General features: G+C 40.9%; 11 protein-coding genes and 1 tRNA gene. 9 read left to right on the forward strand and 3 right to left on the reverse strand.

Going from position 1 to position 18,878, the window contains the following annotated elements; translation table 4 throughout:
* Position 1: 1 nt before the first annotated feature.
* A complete protein-coding gene (locus tag F539_RS00410; protein ID WP_053344053.1) occupies positions 2-901 on the forward strand; it encodes a glycosyltransferase family 2 protein in 900 nt (299 codons plus the stop codon).
* Positions 902-952: 51 nt separating this feature from the next.
* Here the strand turns inward: F539_RS00410 and F539_RS00415 are convergent, their stop codons facing one another.
* From F539_RS00415 to F539_RS00425, 3 genes are all read right to left on the reverse strand, one after another.
* Positions 953-2,647: an MFS transporter gene (locus F539_RS00415; RefSeq protein WP_010874433.1), complete on the reverse strand. Its 1,695-nt coding sequence runs from the start codon at positions 2,645-2,647 to the stop codon at positions 953-955.
* Positions 2,648-2,852: 205 nt separating this feature from the next.
* Positions 2,853-4,493: an MFS transporter gene (locus F539_RS00420; protein ID WP_014325323.1), complete on the reverse strand. Its 1,641-nt coding sequence runs from the start codon at positions 4,491-4,493 to the stop codon at positions 2,853-2,855.
* A gap of 212 nt (positions 4,494-4,705) precedes the next feature.
* Positions 4,706-4,794 (reverse strand) — tRNA-Ser (locus F539_RS00425).
* Positions 4,795-4,844: 50 nt separating this feature from the next.
* On the opposite strand from F539_RS00425, the gene F539_RS00430 reads away from it, so the two are divergent.
* From F539_RS00430 to F539_RS00460, 8 genes are all read left to right on the forward strand, one after another.
* On the forward strand, positions 4,845-6,929 hold the full coding sequence (locus tag F539_RS00430; protein ID WP_014325324.1) for a fructose-specific PTS transporter subunit EIIC: 2,085 nt from the start codon (positions 4,845-4,847) through the stop codon (positions 6,927-6,929).
* Complete coding sequence (locus F539_RS00435; RefSeq protein WP_014325325.1) at positions 6,922-7,824, forward strand: 1-phosphofructokinase; 903 nt, start codon at positions 6,922-6,924, stop codon at positions 7,822-7,824. The genes F539_RS00430 and F539_RS00435 overlap by 8 nt, the downstream gene beginning before the upstream one ends.
* Positions 7,825-7,831: 7 nt before the next feature.
* Positions 7,832-7,993 carry a hypothetical protein gene (locus tag F539_RS04225; RefSeq protein ID WP_014574865.1) on the forward strand — a complete coding sequence of 54 codons (162 nt, stop codon included), beginning with the start codon at positions 7,832-7,834 and terminating at the stop codon, positions 7,991-7,993.
* 67 nt (positions 7,994-8,060) lie between these two features.
* Complete coding sequence (locus F539_RS00440) at positions 8,061-12,221, forward strand: ABC transporter permease (RefSeq protein WP_014325326.1); 4,161 nt, start codon at positions 8,061-8,063, stop codon at positions 12,219-12,221.
* On the forward strand, positions 12,221-13,618 hold the full coding sequence (locus F539_RS00445) for an ABC transporter ATP-binding protein (protein ID WP_010874438.1): 1,398 nt from the start codon (positions 12,221-12,223) through the stop codon (positions 13,616-13,618). The genes F539_RS00440 and F539_RS00445 overlap by 1 nt, the downstream gene beginning before the upstream one ends.
* Before the next feature lie 20 nt (positions 13,619-13,638).
* Positions 13,639-15,585, forward strand: coding sequence for a transketolase (locus tag F539_RS00450; protein ID WP_014325327.1), 1,947 nt, complete (start codon positions 13,639-13,641; stop codon positions 15,583-15,585).
* A 9-nt stretch (positions 15,586-15,594) separates the two neighbouring features.
* A complete protein-coding gene (locus tag F539_RS00455) occupies positions 15,595-17,196 on the forward strand; it encodes a DUF31 family protein (RefSeq protein WP_014325328.1) in 1,602 nt (533 codons plus the stop codon).
* 49 nt (positions 17,197-17,245) lie between these two features.
* A complete protein-coding gene (locus tag F539_RS00460) occupies positions 17,246-18,820 on the forward strand; it encodes a DUF31 family protein (protein ID WP_014574866.1) in 1,575 nt (524 codons plus the stop codon).
* Positions 18,821-18,878: the final 58 nt, after the last annotated feature.

The raw sequence follows: 18,878 nt of genomic DNA on the forward strand, positions 1-18,878 counted from the left end.
GATGAAAATCTCTGTTATTATCTCCACTTACAACTGTGGTGCTTTAATTGTGAAAGCACTATGTTCATTAGTGTCAAACCAAACACCAGCATGTGAGTTAGAAGTGCTTGTGATTGATGATGGATCCATTGATAATACTAGGCAAATTATCAAAAAATTTCAAGCAAAAGTTAGCTTTACTTTAAAGTACTTTTACAAAAAAAACGGAAATTGGGGTAGTGTAATTAACTATGTCAAGGAAAACCGTTTGGCCAACGGCGATTGGGTTACTGTTTTAGACAGTGATGATACCTTAAAACCTAATACACTCAACAAGTTGGCTAATTTAGTGGAAAAAGCGGATTATGACTTAGTAGTTTTTGACTACACTAAGTGCTGAAAAAAGATTAAACTGAAAATCCACACTTACCCGACTTGGTGAAAAAACATGACCCGGGAACTACAAAAGCAAACACCGTTTTGTATTCCTCTAGGTAAGTTTTTGAAACGCAACCTGTTTTACAAGTTGCCCAAGCTCAAAGAAAAGGTGAGTTTTCAGGATGCCTTGTATACGGCTAGTAGTTTAAAGCTCGCTAAAAAAGTGCGTCATGTTAATCAGTCTGGTGGCAACTACCACTTTAAGCGTGCTGGTAATTCAATGAGTATTCCCTGAAACATTAAGCGCTTTAGTGCTGAATTGGACATTTGTAAAGACTTAATTCGTTTAAATGCTCAGGAAATTGCCCTAGTGCACTTATTGCGACAACAGTTTCGGGTGCAACTTAAAGAAAAGCAGATACAACTAGCGGTTACCCGTGACTTTAACTTTAGTGGGTTCTCTTGGTACACCCGCTGCTTTTTATGGATGGTATACCAAACGATGTTAAAGCGCTACTTTTACTTACAAACAACTAAACAATAAAAAAGGCTGTGCAGCCAAACCACACAACCCTTTTTATTTTCTTTACTTTAACTATTTCAACAAGTCCGCGTAACGGTTCTTTTCCTTACTTGCCACCAAGAACTGTCACTGGTTTAACTTCCACTTTTTGGTCATTTCACTTACCAGTTCATCGCCATTCTTAAGATACGAAGATGGCAGTGTTACCACAATCGCAATGGCTGCTAACAACAAACCAGCAAACAGCGCCACACCAGCAATTGCCCCTGGGAGGATGCTTACTCCTTTCATTCCAGGGTTTGCTAGTTTCGGTGCTTCTAAGAACATTGAGTTAGTAATGTCAAAGGCGGTGTAGATCACATAACCAAAGCCCCAGATGTAACCAAACAACACGGACACTTCACTACGCTTGTACTCTTTGAATTCGTGCGGGAGGATCAAAATGGTACTTTGCATACTCCAAGCAAACGAACCACCAATAAAGGTTGCAATCGCCACAAAGGCAAAGCCAACAGCAGTACCCACACCTAGAGTGGCTGCAAACAATACGATTACAATCACCATTAAGGCATTCATGAAGAACATGAAGCTCAATCAACGCTTGCGATCGTAAACCGTTTTGTTAAATGGTGAAAACACCATGTAACCCATACCATAACCTAATACCCAGAGGATTGCTAAGGTTGGGAGACCGGCAAAGTAACCACCAGCACCCTCTAGTGGTTTTAATGTTTTAACACCATCTTTAACATTAAACGAACTCGCTGGACTCACTGCTTGGAGAATGTTTCATCAACCACCAGTAAGTGGGTTTACTAACACCACCAAACAGATGCCATACATCCCGATCATCTTTCAGGTCGCTTTTCGCTTTAAGATATCACCAGCACTTGGTTGGTTACCCAACTGCATTTGTTCCTTGGTTTGCTTTTGGGGCATAAACGGATCCATTTGCTTTTCAAACCAAGCAAACACACAGAGAATGCCAAAACCAATCAAGATTAAAGCAGTTAGGATAAAGACCCAGTACTTAGTACCAGCTTGTTGAACAGATTGGAATAAGAACGGTACAAAAGCAACTACAATCCCACTGTTAAAGCCCCAGAGGTTCGCGTTGGATAACACTGACTTACGACGTTGCGTTGAAAGTGAAGCAATTAACGGTTGGGAGTAAGTTACTAAAGTTGTACCACCAATAGCAATCGTGGAACGGAAAATAATAAACAACGCATAACCAGCAATTGATGAACTGGTACCAATTAAATTTTTATCTAAACCTTGAACTAAATCAATAGTTTGACCATCTGCTAACATGGTCTTGCCTTCTGCCATAACAGGCCCCAACAATTGACCTTCATGTAATTGCGAAGATAGACTAGAAAGTTTACCCATTACTTCCTTTGAAAGTGGTCGCAATAAAGTTAACTGGTTATTTCCCCCTAATGGATCACCAATAATTAAGAAGGGGAAACAGAGACACATTAGCCCCATCATAATCATGACCGCATAACGGTAACCAAACTTCAGGACCACTATTCCACACAATACGGATCCGACTGCACGTAGCAGGGTAATACTCCAGTTGGTGGCACTACCAGCAATTGATCCAGCACTGTTAGCAAAGAAGGAATTGACCCAACCATCATAGTTAGGTAAAACCTTAGTATTGCTATCTAAAATACCAGCTGGCTTACCAGCAATTCGGTCAATTACAAATCACTCTACGACAAACAACAAATAACCAAGCAAGACAATTGCCCACAACATGACAAGGCGTAAATCACTCGGCTTTTTTACAGACGTTTGCACAATCTCAACGACTCCTTAGTTAATTTATTTTTAAATTGTTTCAAGTCGACTTTTGTCTCTTATCTAAAAACAAGCTAGTTTTTTAGGCTTATCTTTGTTAACAAAATAAAAGACCAGAGCCGTTTGGCCCTGGACTTTTATTCCTTTTAGCGGTTTATCTAAGTTATTTTAAGAGATCCGCGTAACGGTTTTTAGCTTTATTCGCAATCACAAACTGTCACTGCGTTATTCTCCACTTCTTTGTCATTTCACTTACACATTCATCACCGTTTTTAATTCAGGATGATGGGAGGTAAATAATGACCCAGTTAATAACTAGAAGGAGTGATACAAACAAGACAATAGCGGCAATGGCACCTGGCAGAATATTGGCACTTGTATTACCAGTAGCAATTCTTGGTGCATCTAAAAAGACAGACGTAATAATGTCAAAGATGCTGTAGAAGACGTAAGCAAAGCCTCACACATAACCAAAGATAATAGAAACTTCGTTGCGCTTGTATTCCTTGTACTCGTAAGGGAGAATCAAGATCGAGCTACCTAAACTTCAACCAAAACCACCAGCAATAAAGGTAAAGATACCCACAAACGTAAAGCCAACCACAGTATTTAAACCAAGCGTTGCAGCAAAGATTACTATTAACAACACCAACACGGCGTTGGCCGTAAAGATAAAGTGGAGCCAACGCTTCTTGTCATAAATTGTTTTGTTAAACGGTGACAGTAAGAAGTAACCCAAGAGGTAACCCATTACCCAGAGAATTAATAAGATTGGACGGGCAGTTGGAATAATTGCTTTTTTAGCACCTGAAATAGCTAACAAGCTGTTAAACCAGGTTTGGGTTAACGGGTTAATTAAGAGAATTGTACCTACACCAGCTATTGCCAACAGCTTCCAAGTTGTTTTGCGTTTCAAAATTGATAACGCACTTGGTCTCACACTCAAGCTTTGATTGGTTTTTGATTGCTTTTGGGGCAACATGTGATCGACCTTCTTTTCAAATCAAGCAAATACTAACAACATCGCAAACACCAATAAGATCATGAACGTTACAACTCAAACCCAGTTAGCAGTCGCAAAGCGGCCAACACCTGGAATTAAGAAAGGTGCTGCCACAATTACAAGTCCTACGTTAAAACCTCAGAAGTTAGCATTCGATAAAATCGATTTCTTGCGGTTTGAAGAAAGGGAAGCAATAATTGGTTGCGCATAAGCAATTAAGGTCGTACCACCAATAGCAATCGTAGAACGGAAAATAATGAAAAACGCATAACCAGTCATTGACGCACTGGTACCAATTTCGTTGCCGTTAATTCCTTTAATTAAGCTAACAGGAGTGCCGTCAGCCAACATAGTTTGACTACCCACTTGAACAGGACCTAACAGTTGACCTTGTTGTAAACTGGAAGAAATTTTAGTAAGTTTACTTATTACTTCACTTGAAGCCGGTCGCAACAAGGTCAACTCGTTATGACCACCTAACGGACTACCAATAATTAAGAAAGGAAAACAAACACACATGAGTCCCATCATGATCATCACTGCATGACGGTAACCAAACTTCACCACCATTACCCCACATAAGATCGAACCAACTGCCCTCAATAAGGTAATAGTTCAGTTAGTAGCTTGACCTGGAATAAAACCAGCGTCCGCTACAAAAAAAGAACTGAACCAACCACCGTACTGGGGAACAGCACTAGTTTGTTCAGTTAAAAGGGAAGCCGCACTACCTCTAATGAAGTCAATCACAAACCATTCAATCACAAACAACACATAACCAAGTAAGACGAGACCTCACAGTGTAACGAGCCTCAGGTCGCTTGGTTTTTTTACAGAATTTTGCACTTCAGTAATAAAAGAAAACGCAAAAATTTTTATAAATTGTTTGCAACAGCAAATTCCGGAATTAAGCGAGCTCTTCTAAAAATTCCGTTTCTTTCTTGTTAACAAAAAGCGCAATAAAAAAGCAGACCACTGATGGTCTGCTTACAATTTATATTGAGAAATTTTTATGGCGGAAGCGGTGGGATTCGAACCCACGCACCGTAGAACGATCTAACACCTTAGCAGGGTGTCCTCTTAACCACTTGAGTACGCTCCCAGGAACTGGAATCTAAATTTATTATAAATATTGGATTTTCTGACTTTAGGATGTTCAAGCCATTGTTAAGCGCTGAGCTGTTTTTTAACTGAACAGCTAAAGATTTTAAAGATAAAACAAGCTTTTTAAAACAAGCGTGTCGTGTTTTACAGGCCAAAAACTGCATTAAAGAAGAACAAATAGCACTCACTGCTTTAAAAGAAAGGGAGGCACAAATCACCACCGGAATTATGTCAAAACTGGCATTGCCCCACATGCAAAGTGCTACCGTGTTAAAACCGTTTGTGGCGGTGTTTAAGGTCAACAATGTGGACTGGCAATCCTTAGACAACCAACCGGTTAAACTAATCTTTTTAATTGGCGTACCCAAAGATCAAGGCAACCTCCACTTGGAATTTATTTCGCAGTTTTCCAAGTTAATGTTGCAGGACGAGTTTGCCAACAAAGTGCCCAACATTCGCAGCTTTAACGGGTTGATTAATTTAATTGACAGTTTTCAACAAACTGCAGTTGCAAGTCAACCTGTTGTTAACGAAGCAGCAGCTCAGACTGAAGAGCCAAAGGACACAAACACTCAGTATGACTTTGTGGCGGTAACGGCGTGTCCCACCGGGATTGCTCACACCTTTATGGCCAAGGAAGCGCTGGAAAAGTTTGCCCGCGATCACAACCTCAAAGTTAAGGTCGAAACTCAAGGAACTGATGGGATTCAGAACCAGTTAACCGAGTCTGATTTAAACAATACCAAAGGCATTATTTTGGCCTGTGACCGCTTAATTGATTTAACGCGTTTTTACGGTCACGCAAATGTGGTGGAAGTGTCCACAACCAAAGCAATTAAAACACCACAAACAGTTTATGACCAAGTGGTAAAGAAGGAAGGCAAACTACTCGGTAATAAGTCCAGTGATAGTGCTAGTCAAACGGAACTCAAAGAAACCACTGAACAGCTCTCGTTTAAAGACTTTCACAAACGGATTTACCGCGCCATTTTAAGTGGGGTTTCTTACATGCTGCCATTTGTCGTGTTTGGTGGCATCTTAATTGCAATTGCCTTTTTAATTGACATTAATAATGCTGGCAATGCTGGTAAACAATTTGGCTCTAAAGATCCCATAGCTAACTGGTTTAAAACACTCGGTGGGTTGTCGTTTGGTTTAATTGTTCCCATTTTAAGTGCTTACATTGCCTTTGCTCTAGTCGGCCGGCAAGGGTTACTGCCCGGCTTTATTGTGGGGTTAATTTCAGCTGGTAAGTTTTTACTCAACATTGACATTGTTACTGGAAAAATTGATTGAGCGACTGAATCAAAAGTATCGAGTGGTTTCTTTGGTGCCATTTTTGGAGGCTTGTTGGCAGCAGTGTTAATTATTGTGCAGCAACGTTACATCTATAGAAAATTACCGCAAGCATTACAAGGCATTAAGAACATTCTCTTTATTCCGTTACTAGGAACGCTAGTCACAGCAGCCTTGTTCTGAGTCATTAACATTCCCCTAATTTACTTGAACTATGGTCTGTCCAAGTTCTTGCAAATTATGGACAAACCATATTTGGCTCCCTTACTTGGTTTAGTGATTGGACTCATGATGTGCTTTGACTTGGGTGGACCGGTCAACAAAGCGGCCTATGTGTTTGGGGTAGTTTCGCTAGAGAGCCAAAACAGTGGTACGGTTGCAATGGCTAGTGCTATCTTATCGGGGATGGTGCCACCATTGGGTATTGCCATTGCTGCGACCATTCGCAAGCAGTGCTTTGACAAGGAAGAATTACCAGCAGCGTATGCTTGTTATGTGATGGGATTAAGTTTTATTAGTGAAGGGGCGATTCCTTTTGTTGCTAAACGGCCTAAGATTATGTTAGCTGCTAACCTAATTGGTGGTGCTGTGTGTGGTGTTTTAACGGGAGCATTTGCGCTAACGATTCGTGCCCCTCATGGTGGCGTGTTTGTCTTTGCCTTATTGAAAACTAACTTAGAGGGCATTGCCGGCAACACACTCCAAATCGGCGCTGGGGTTGGCTTAGCACTTCTAGCGCTAATAGTATCCAGCTTCATTAGTGCTGGCATTATTATTGGTCATAACCTGCTTGTAGTGCGTAAAAAAACAAAACAACTAGTAAATACCAATGCTTAACCACAACAGTAAAGTTTGAATAGTTAACTATGCTTGTGCGATTGACTATTACTTAGATAAACACAAACAACAACGCGGTGTGTTAACACCCGGTGGTAAGGGAATTAACATGGCGATTGTAATGGCTTTATTTGGCATCAAACCAACCGTGTTAACCTTTTTGGGTCAACCTACTAAAGATTTATTCTTGCAGTTGTTAAAACCGTACCAACTGGACTTAGTTAGCTTTCCAGCGACTACCCAAACACGGATTAACGTGAAGCTGTTGGATGGTGCCCAAACAACTGAAATTAACGATGTCACCCCGTTAATGGAGGAACAAGCAGTCCATGAAATGATTGCTTACCTTAAGGCTAACGTTAAGCCCAATGACCTGTTGGTGTTGAACGGCCGTTTTTTACAACGCGATTTAGTTAAGTTGTTAGATGTTGCTTTTAGCTTAACCAAGTATGTTGTATTAGATGTTGATGAACCTCAACTATTACAACTGTTAAACCAGCGCCAACCCTGGTTAATGAAACCGAACCGTGATGAGTTTGTAGCAATGGTTAATGCAAATAACAGTAACGTTGACCAACAAGAGTTGGTGCAGTTAATAAAGCAGTTTCAGACTACACAGAACTTATTAATGTCAGACGGCGCGCAGGGTGCTTACTTCTTTGATCAACAGCAACTGTTATTTATGGAAGCGATTCCTCCCCAACAGTTAGTTTCCACTACGGGAGCGGGAGATACATTGCTGGGTGTTTTCCTAGCTAACTTACTGTTAGATAAGGATCCAGTGGGTAGTTTAAAGGTAGCGGTTAACTATGCTAGTGCTACGATTAGCAAGCTCGGTGTGGTCAACAGTAATGACCAAATAGTGCTAAAAGCTACTAATTATTACTATTTATAATTAGTAGATGTCAACTAAAGAACTAGCCAAACAGCCAAAGGTCAATCAAGAGAGGGAATCGATTTTGTTACCCGTTTTGCTAGCTGTTTTCAGTATGCTCTTCTTTATGCTACTGTTAGCTTTAGTGTTGTTGTACGCTATTCCAGGTAAAGTTAATAACTTGAACTAGCCACAGGTTTAACTGTGTTCAATTGGGAAGCCAAACTTAATCTCGCACTTTTAATGAACTAGTTTTTGTGCGCAACTTAATTAAAAACGTTTTTCGCTCTTTTCGCACCGCTAAGATTGCCTTAATTGCGCTTACCTTTTTAATCTTTGTCGCGGTTGGTAGTTTCGTGTTATTAAACAATACCGTTAATAACTTTAACGCTTCCTTTCAACACGTTACCGAACAAGGACAATTGTCTAACGCCATTATTAACGAGCGCTATGACTTTGGTAAACTCGAGTTCCAAAAAACGAGTAATGATGCTACTAGTTCTGCCCAACCTAGTGTTAGTACTCGAAGTACTTTAACTGCCCAAAAAGCAAATGGCGCTAATTCCAGTTTTACTCTGACCTTAACACCTGACTCACGGACTTCATTTATTAACAACGCACTGCAACTAAAACCGGATGTTTATAACAGTTTAGTTACCGTTACTTTTAGTTATGGCAGTGAATCTGATCAAACCAAGAAAACCCAAATAGAAGAACAGTCCAAGTTAATTGCCGCAAACAATTTAAGCCGGGCATTACAAACCGATAAGGAGTTATTAGTTACGGGACAGTTAGAACAGTTAAAGGCTACCTTTCGCACTTATAAGGCAATTAACATTACTGATCAAGGAGTGTTCAAGAAGCTCATAGCCTCTGAACCGACCGATCAAGTTAACCGTCTCGTTCTGTTTGACGGACATCAACTAGCACGTTCCCGCCAAGTCGAATTTAACGAGCTGGTTAGTCAGTTTACCCAGGTGCAAGCTAAGGGTAAAGATCAGTTATCCACTACTCTAAAGAATGGTAATTACGAACAACTTTTGCAAGCGATCGCTAACAACTTTGGTAGTAGTGAAACTGAGTTACTTAAAGAAATTCAAGATGCTTTAAAGCAAACGAATAGTTCCACCACCCTTGCCCAAACCCAAAGTAGTCAACAATTTAGTAAGTTAAAAAACCTGTTTGATTCTGGTAGTACCTTTACTAACATTGCCGGCAAACTCACGTTGCAGTGGATGGAAGGTACAAACAAAAAGCAACTGGTAATCTTTGACCCGAGTAGCTATGAAACGGTAGTAGCACCGGGTAACTGGAGTTACGAACAGCAACAGGGCAAAGCGGTGTATCAGGACATTAACCACTGAAACCGGATTAAGCGTTTACCCTTCAATGAGTTTGAACGCGAATTCCAAAAGATTGATAAACGGTACAAAATGTTGGTCGACAAAATTGAGTACCTCATCTTGGGAGTGGGAATTACACCAGACTTTGTCTACCCCGTCTTTAGTGAATCACTGTTAATTCCCAATACGGCTAACGAGCAGTTGTATTATGTCAACCAAACTGGTTATGAACGTACCGCTAGCTCCTTTTTAACTAATCCCACCGAAACTGGCATAGTAGCACGGTTACCTAACCTCAACCATGACCTTGATGTAATTAACCAGTGGGCTGTTAAAAACATGTCCTGACCCCCGAACCTCAAGGCCGCTTACAGTAATACCGATACCACTAACATCCTTAACCTGTTAGCAGCGCGAACCGTTTTTATTCCTAACCTCATTAACACGATTAGCTTAGTCTCTTCCTTCTTAACAATTGCCATCTTACTAGTGGCCATCTTTGTCACCATTTTAATCTTGGTTAGTTACCTCAAAAAGAACACGGAACAAATCGGCATCTTAAAGGCTAATGGGGTGAGTGGCCGGAAGATTAACTTAAGCCTGTTAATCTTTAGTTTAATCCCGGGGATAGTGGGGTCCTTTATTGGTTATACGTTAGGTATTAGTATGCAAAACGTGGCCATTAACCTCTTTAGTAACTACTGGTTTATCCCCACGCAAACTTCGAGTTTCTCGGTGTTAGGGTTACTCTTCTTTGCCTTATTAGTGGTTCTTATGATGAGTGGGATTAGTCTGTTTGTGGGGTGACTGATCTTAAGGCAGGATGTAGTCAAGATTCTTAAACACGACAGTGAGTTTAAGGTATCGCACTTAGGGTTGTGAGCTAAATGACTGTTTGCTAAGTTTGGTATTATGACCAGATTTCGTGTCGCTTTAGCCTTTAATGCGCCGTGGAAACTGGTCTTTTTAACCTTAATGAGTGCACTAACGATGATGATCCTAAACCTTAGTTTTGCCACTAAGGATGCCTTTCAGGTAGCACAAACAAAGACTACTTTAACCCAATCGAACCACCAGTACGAGTTTGAACTAGCATCGCCAACGGAGCAGAGTGGCTTGCTCAAGTGACAGCTGTTTGCCGAATTGGGCGCTACGGATGATCGTACTACCGATGCCGTTAAATTAGCAAACCGAAGGATGGAAATTCAAAGCGTTGACGAATCCAAAAAGTGAAAAAACCAACAGGTAATTAACTTTGTTACTGATGCCACCGGTTTTAGTAATGACATTAACTATTTAGAAAACATTGTTCAGTCCAAAATTGGCTTGGACTATTCACTGGGTTTTGGTAACGTTTCTTCCAATCCGTGGAAGCTGAGTGAAACATTAATGCCCGCCAATCAAGCATCCGCTTCCAACACGGCTTTCCAAAACTTTTTAAAGGCGATTATTGTAATTGACCCTAACGAGGGCGGTAAGTACATTAAACAAACTAAGGATGAAGTTACTGTGCGTTTTTTATACGAAATAGACAGTAGTAAAGCTTTAAAAAACGGCAACACCAAATCAGTTAATAAAATACAAAAAAGTACCGCAGCACCCCAAGCCCAACAAGGACAAAGTAACCAGTTAATGCTTGACAATGATTTTGCTAAATTCTTGTACAAGCAGTTTAACCTAATCAAGGAAGGGGGCAAAGCAGATCCGGTTGATCTCAATAACTTTGACTTTGCTAATCAGAATCAGATTAAGCGTTTTTACAGTAAATACAACGCCTTACCACCGGTAGATTACAAGCTGGCCTTTAACGTGATCGGTCTCCCTAAAGAAACAATTGCCAACCAAAAGGATGCGCCCCTGTTTGGCTTTTTAACCTTGCAAGCGCAACTGGGCAATGACGCGATTAAGATTAAGGGGATTAAAGACTGAAAGCTGGATAACACCAACTTGGGTCCTGTGTTGCGTACCAATGAGGACGAGATTATTAACCAGCGCTTGTTTAGTAAACCCAACGGTATTATTATCAACAGTTCAGCTGCTAAAAAGTACCGCTTAAAGGAAGGTAGTCAGCTCCATGTCAAAATTCACAACGGTTACAAACGAGTGAATGCTAAGTTAGTTAACCAAGATCCCACTTTAACTGCCACCTTTAACATTGTTGGCATTAACAATTCGGTGCACGAACCGGAGTTTTACACGAGTTACAAAACGGCAGCAACACTATTGCAATACCCCAATGAATGGATCGAAAAGCAGTTACCCTTTAACAGCTTTTATGCCAATTCGATCTTGCCCTTTACCCAGTCTACTTCCCTCTTTTCCGAATCTGGCTTATTCCCTGGTACCAGTAGCTTTGCCGCTAACAACACGGTGCTTACTGAAGTAATTAAGAAAACGATTGAAGGTGGTAAAACTAACAGTAAAACTGATGTGCAAAAGCGCGCTGCTCAAGCTACTGCTAACGGTAAGGATAACAGTAGTCAAAACAACAAGATGAATTATGAGCGCTTACAAAAGGCACTGGGCATTACCAGTGATTTAGATAGCTCTAAAGCCGGTGAATACGCCACCATCTTAGAGCGGGTGTATGATGGTTTGCCATACAACTCCACTATTAGCTTTATTAGTAATGTGCAGGCCAACGATGCCTTGTTTGCTAACATTGCTAACACCACCCAGCAAATCCAAACAGCGGCCATTGGCATTATTATTCCGATTATTATGCTAATTGTGTTGTTAGTATCAACTACCCTAATTCAGGAATTGAAGAAGATTGCGATTCGTTTAAAAGCATTGGGCTATTCCAACCCGAAGATCTTGCTGTCCTTCTTGTCGATTTACCTCCCGTTATTTATCTTTGGTTTGTTAATTTCGACCCCAATTTCGATTTATCTAATTGCACTCCACAATCAAGTTATTTTCTCCAGTGCTGCCATCTTACTGGAAGCCACATTAAACTTCCCCACGGTCATTCTGTCGATGTTAGTGTTAAGTGGGGTGTTATCAATTACCTTTGTGTTGAATTGGTTGGAGTTGAACAAAATCAAAATTGCCAAGGAGATTAAGAATAGCTAATGCGATACTTTGCCCTCACTGATTTAACCAAGCCCACTGCAAAATTTACCACTGATGCCATGGAACTGCGTCAGATATCCAATGCTTACCTCAACCAAGCCCAAGCATATTTGCAAAAGGGTTTAAAGCAACTCAAAAAGGATTACAAGAATGCCATTTTGTATACCCCCAAAACGGAGTACAAGCGCTTTTTGAAATGGAAGCAAACTTTTCTTCAAGATTTAAACCAAACCCAAAAGCGCTTCTTTATTGTTCGTGCCCAACATTTTTCTTACGTGTTGTTGTTTAACTTATTGGATGAACAGGTGGAAGCGGTGATTGCGACCTTTAACAACTTCTTGGATGAACACCGCTTGGAGGCACAATCCAAGCAGTTTGATTTAGACACAGCTGTCAATGAACTGCATGATTACTTTGACCAACTGCAAAAGAACACCGCTTACAGCGAGGATTTACCAACTCACCTCACGCAAAAAACCGAGCAATTAATTAACGCTCGTAATACCCAGTTAACGAATTTGTTAAACAAGATTGCTACTACCAAACCACCCCTAAACAAACAGCAACGTTTGTTAGCCAGTTTTCGCAATTACCACGAACACCTCTTTTTAAAGAACGAGGTCAAAAAGGTGACTTGGTTAAACGAACCACGCGCCAAAAAAGAGTCTGTTACCCCTGATGAAGAACACATTATTGAACTTAAAAACGTTTACAAGTACATTACTAATGGGGTGACTACCAATGCCGTTTTAAAGGGCATAGATCTCAAACTCAAAGCCCATGATTTCATTGTGATTTTAGGTCCCTCTGGCTCGGGGAAAACGACCCTGCTCAACATTATTTCCGGGATGGACCGGCCATCAAGCGGATCTGTTGTCGTTAATGGTCAGGAAATGATTTGCATGAACGACCGTCAGTTAACTAACTTTCGCCGCAACTATGTCGGTTACATCTTCCAGCAGTACGGGCTTTTACCCAACCTAACTGTAAGGGAAAACGTTGAAGTGGGTGCTAACTTGCAACGTAACCCTGATAAGCGGATTAACATTGATGAACTGTTAGAAGCAGTAGGGATGAAACACCTCCAAAAGAAACTCCCCAACGAGTTGAGTGGTGGACAACAACAACGGGTCTCGATTGCACGGGCGTTTGCTAAAAATCCCTTACTCATTTTTGGTGATGAACCAACTGGGGCTTTGGATTTGGAAATGACCCAAATTGTGCTCAAACAGTTTTTAGCCATTAAACAACGCTATAAAACCACGATGGTCATAGTGACGCACAATAACCTAATTGCCCAACTAGCCGATTTAGTCATTTATGTGGCAGATGGCAAAATTCAAGCACTGCAAGCAAACCCTAATCCCAAACAGGTTGAGGACATTAACTGAATTTAGATCTAATAAAATTAGAGCAAATGAAAAACCTGTTTGCTTGCCAACACTTAGCGTTAAGTGCTATTCAACACGCTAAGGGTGGTCATGTGGGAATGGCCTTAGGTGCTAGTCCTATTTTGTACACCTTATGGACTAAACACATCCAGTTTAACCCTAACTGTCCCAAATGGATTAACCGGGACCGTTTAGTGATGAGTGCAGGTCATGGTAGTATGGCCTTATACCCGATCTTACACTTTGCGGGGTTAATTACGAAGCAGGAAATGCTCCATCACAAATACGGGCAAGTCAACACCTCTTCCCATCCCGAGTATGCCCCTAATAACTTTATTGATGCGTCCACTGGTCCCTTAGGACAAGGCCTAGGAATGGCTGTCGGGATGGCCTTGACACAACGGGTACTAGCAGCTGAATTTAAAGCGTTAAGTCCCAAACTGTTTGACCACTTTACCTATGTGGTTGTGGGTGATGGTGATCTCCAGGAAGGGGTGAGTTATGAGGTAGCTCACTTAGCAGGGGTCTACCAGTTAAATAAGCTAATAGTGCTCCATGATTCCAACCGGGTGCAGATGGACAGTGTCGTGCGTGATGTGTCCTTGGAAAACCTGCAAACCCGGTTTACCAACATGGGGTGAAATTACCTTGAAACTAGTGATGCAGTTGCAGACATTGATGCTGCCATTGAACAAGCGAAAAAGTCCGATAAGCCGACCTTCATTGAGGTGCACACGACAATTGCTAAAAACACCACCTTGGAAGACCAACCCGCTGGTCACTGGTTTATTCCTACCGACAAGGACTTTGCGCGCTTTAACAGCAACACCAAGACTAACTTTACCCCGTTTGAATATCCCCAAACGGTGTATGACTTCTTTCACAAGCAGGTCATAGCACGCCAAGCTAAACCAGTGCAAGCTTACAAGGAATTACTGGAAAAACTAAAGGACAAACCGCTGTATACTAAGTTTATTAATTGAACGGAAAACGATTACCAGGCGTTGTACCTCAACCAGTTAGATGAACGCAAGGTAGCACAAACCAATGCGGCAACCCGTAACTACCTCAAGGACTTTTTAGGCCAAATTAACAACAGTAATTCCAACTTGTACTGTCTCAATGCTGATGTAGCACGTTCGTGTAACATTAAGTTAGGTGATGATAATTTACATACCAATCCGCATTCGCGCAACATTCAGGTGGGTATTCGGGAATTTGGTATGTCCACCATTATGAACGGGATGGCACTCCATGGTGGGGTCAAAGTGATGGGTGGTACATTCCTAGCGTTTGCTGATTATTCCAAACCCGCAATTCGCTTAGGGGCGTTAATGAACCTCCCCACCTTTTATGTGTACACCCATGACTCTTACCAAGTCGGTGGTGATGGACCAACCCACCAACCGTACGATCAACTCCCGATGTTAAGGGCCATTGAAAACGTTCAGGTTTGACGGCCTTGTGATGAAAAGGAAACAGCGGCTGGGGTTAACTATGGTTTGTTAAGCCAAGACCAAACTAACGTATTAATTTTGACCCGTCAAGCTTTGCCTTCCCTAGAACAATCTGATAGTGTACAGACCTTGAAAGGGGGCTATATTATTAGTAATAGAAAACAACCCGATGTCATTGTGGCCGCTAGTGGCAGTGAAGTTCAGCTGGCATTGCAACTAGAACAAGCTCTAAACGAACAACAATTAAAGACGCGGGTGGTGTCAGTGCCCAACATTAACATGTTGTTAAGTCAACCCCAAAGCTACTTGCAACAACTGTTTGATCCTAACAGTGTTTTACTCACCTTAGAAGCGAGTGCTAGCATGGAGTGGTATGCACTAGCAAAATACGTCAAAAAGCACACCCACTTAGGTGCTTTTAGCTTTGGTGAGTCCAATGACGGGCAAGTCGTGTATGAACACAAGGGCTTTAATGTGACTAACTTACTCAAGTTGATTAAAACTCTAAAGAGTTAAAATAGAGTAATGGTTAAGGTCTGAAAAATTGGGTTTGGGGTCTTTCTACCAACAGCGCTTTTATTCTCGGCCTGTTCGTTTAAGGACTATATTCCTACACCAAGCTTTAGGAAGGATTTCAGTACGGAGAACAATTTTGTTAAAAATAAGGTTCCCGGGAAGGATGACATTTACAGTAAATTTTACGATCTAACCTTTTCCTTAAACTTTGTTAACAACCAAGCCCAAGATTTTGGTACCGGTTGGTTAATTGACTGGAAGGGTGATGAGAATAAGGATCTAAGCAAAAACAAAGAAGGACAAACGGCATCTCAAACCAGAAGTTCCTCTGAACAAACTACCGATCAAGACGCTAACCTCTTTACTGCCTATATCGCCACTAACCTCCATGTCGCGGATGGTTTAAAGAATGATCAGGACTACGCTCCTTACAACAAGGATGGTTGGGGTCAACCATATCCTTACCAGCAAAAAACCCAATCCTTCTTATTAGGTAAGTACACCAAACCTAATGTCCAGTTAGTCAAGACTAACTATGAAAAGCCAGAGGATGCCGTGATTGAGCAGAAGCTCAAGGAAGATTCGCTGTTGTTTATCCAAACGAGTACGTTACCTAAAACAGCATACGCAGCAATTGATCCGGTGAACTTTAGCTATAACCCAACCCGTACCAACGGTTTTTGAACAGCCGGTAAATACAATGTTTACAATGGTGGTAACAGCATTGGTAACTATGCTGATTTTGCTGTGATTGAAGTACCGTTAGTACTATCCAACCCCAATGATGCCAAGATCTACCAAGAGTGGATTAGACCAGCTACCCAAGCCTACAAATATTTAGGTGATGTAGAAGGTTTGTTTGCTAAGAAGGGCTATCGCAGTTACATCCAAGATTTCTACCACTTATTGGGTTATCCGGTAACTAAGAACACTAAATCAGAGTTTATTTTGGGACAAAGTCAAGGTACTGTGAACCACATGAGTTTTAGTAATGATGAGTCCAATACTACTAATACTATTACTAAAGCTAGCTTAACTCAGCAACCCCACAAGGAACAATCAGCTTACGTGGTACGTGAAAGTGGACTGCCAACCCTAACAATGAATGTGGACAAGTACACTGGTGCAAAGGGAACTCACCTAGTTAACGTTGACCAAATTACTGACCTTAGTTTGGGTGATGGTTTAATTGACTTTGGTGGATTATCACGCTTTATCTTGCAGTACCACAATGTGAACTATAAGCAATTTGGTTATGGCACGATCTTGTGAGATACTAACTTTGCCGGTGGTTCTTCTGGTAGTGCCATCTTTAACCAAAACAAGCAGATTAACAGTATTTACTTTGGAGCATTAGTTAATGTAACTACCGACAGAAACGAAAATGTGGGTTTAGGCTTAGGGCAAATTCTCCGTGCTCCCAATACCTTCAACTCTTCCCACGAAGTGCCCTATTCTTATGACCTCATCTTTGGTGATGTTAACACCACCAATTTTTACGCCCAGTTTGCGAAAAAGCACAACACCCACATGTGGAGCAAAATTCAAAGTACGCAGAATGGAGAAATTGGTTTCCACAAAAATTCAAAAACCGGTCAACAGCGGCATTAATCGGTTTTTGAGTAAATTTATAAAGTACTATTTTCTTTAACTAGTTGCCATGTTACTCCGCTCTGTTTGGTATAAGCTTGGTAGTCTGTTAATCATCTTACCGCTAACGGGTTGTGGTTATGTCAGACTAAAGCGTGCTAATTTCCAAACAGACTTTACCATTAACCGCATTCCCACCCAAGGGGATGTGTACCATGATAACTATGACCTGACTTTTTCACTCAACTTTGCTACTAGTTCCAAAGATTCTTATGGTACGGGTTGGTTAATTGACTGGAAGGGTGATGAGAATAAGCCTAGCAATACCGATCCCTTCCTGATTTACTTAGCGACTAACCTACACGTAGTCGATGCCTTGCGCAATCCCCAAGACTATGAACCTTACAATAAGGATAGTAATGGTCAGGACTATGGTAATCGTGATATAACCCATTTCTTTGCATTGGGTAAATACACTGATCCAGGTTTATTGGGTGTTGAAACAAAAGAGCAATCAGCCTTTATTTCGATTCAAACATCAGCAATCCCCAAAACCGCTTATACGGCTAATGATTTTGTTGATTATCAGTATGATAGTCTTACAAAACAGTGAAATAAAAAGAGTGATCAAAAAGATCAAACTCAAGAACAAACGGTAACAGGGCAAAGCTGATCTTACAAACCAGCTTATGCTGACTTTGCGGTAATTGAAGTGCCATTGTTCTTAGACAACGTCCGTGACAAACAGGTCTTTGATTATTTTGTCAAACCAGCCATTGAGACCTATAAAAAGCTTGGTGATACGGCTCAATTATTTACTGAGCAAAACCTAAAGGAATTGGAAAAGGAAACCTATATTATGCTGGGCTATCCGGTAGTGGAGAGCAATATTTATGCCCACATTTTAGGTCAAGGAAAAGAGTTGCGTGTGACTCAACAAGTCAACAACCAACCAGTTAAAAAGAACTATGTTTTGCAAACCATTACTAAAGAGCAACACACTTTGGATATTACGCGTGAAATACCAACCTTAATCCAAAACAAGAGTTTATCGGGTGATTTTGTTGGTAGTAAGCTCTTATCTCAAGAAGAACAACAGCAAGAACATGCTTTTTTGGGTAACTTAAACCAAGGGATAATTGACTTTGCTAGATTGTCAAACTTTAACTTGCAGTACCACAACCGCGAATACCAACAATACGGTAAGGGTTTAGCATTAGCTAACACTAACTTTAGTGGTGGTTCATCCGGTACCTTAGTTTTAAATCAACAAAAACAAATTTCCGGGGTTTACTTTGGCGTGTTAGAGTTTGGTGGCACCAACGGCACTAACCGTGAAAGTAGTATTGGTGTTGGTCAAATTTTGCGAGTAAAAGATGACGCTCAACTCCAACAACACAGTCACAACAACTTACTTTCACAATTAGGTTCCAGTCATAACTCGATTACTTACGACATTATTTTTGGTAACAAAGACACTAAAAACTACTACGCCCAGTTTGCCAAAAAACATCAAACACATTTGTACAGCCAAATAAGTTCAAGTAATCAGCAAGAACTCAAATACGTCGATAACGATCCAAATCTCAAGATTAAAGAAGAGGCTGCCAAAAGCACTGTTCAGAATTTAACTGTCTACAGTTAATTACTTTTCGCATTTCAATAATTGAAGAGTTGGTTAGCACAAATTTAAATTTAAGGCT

Source organism: Mycoplasmoides pneumoniae FH (assembly GCF_001272835.1).
GTDB lineage: Bacteria > Bacillota_I > Bacilli_A > Mycoplasmatales > Mycoplasmoidaceae > Mycoplasmoides > Mycoplasmoides pneumoniae.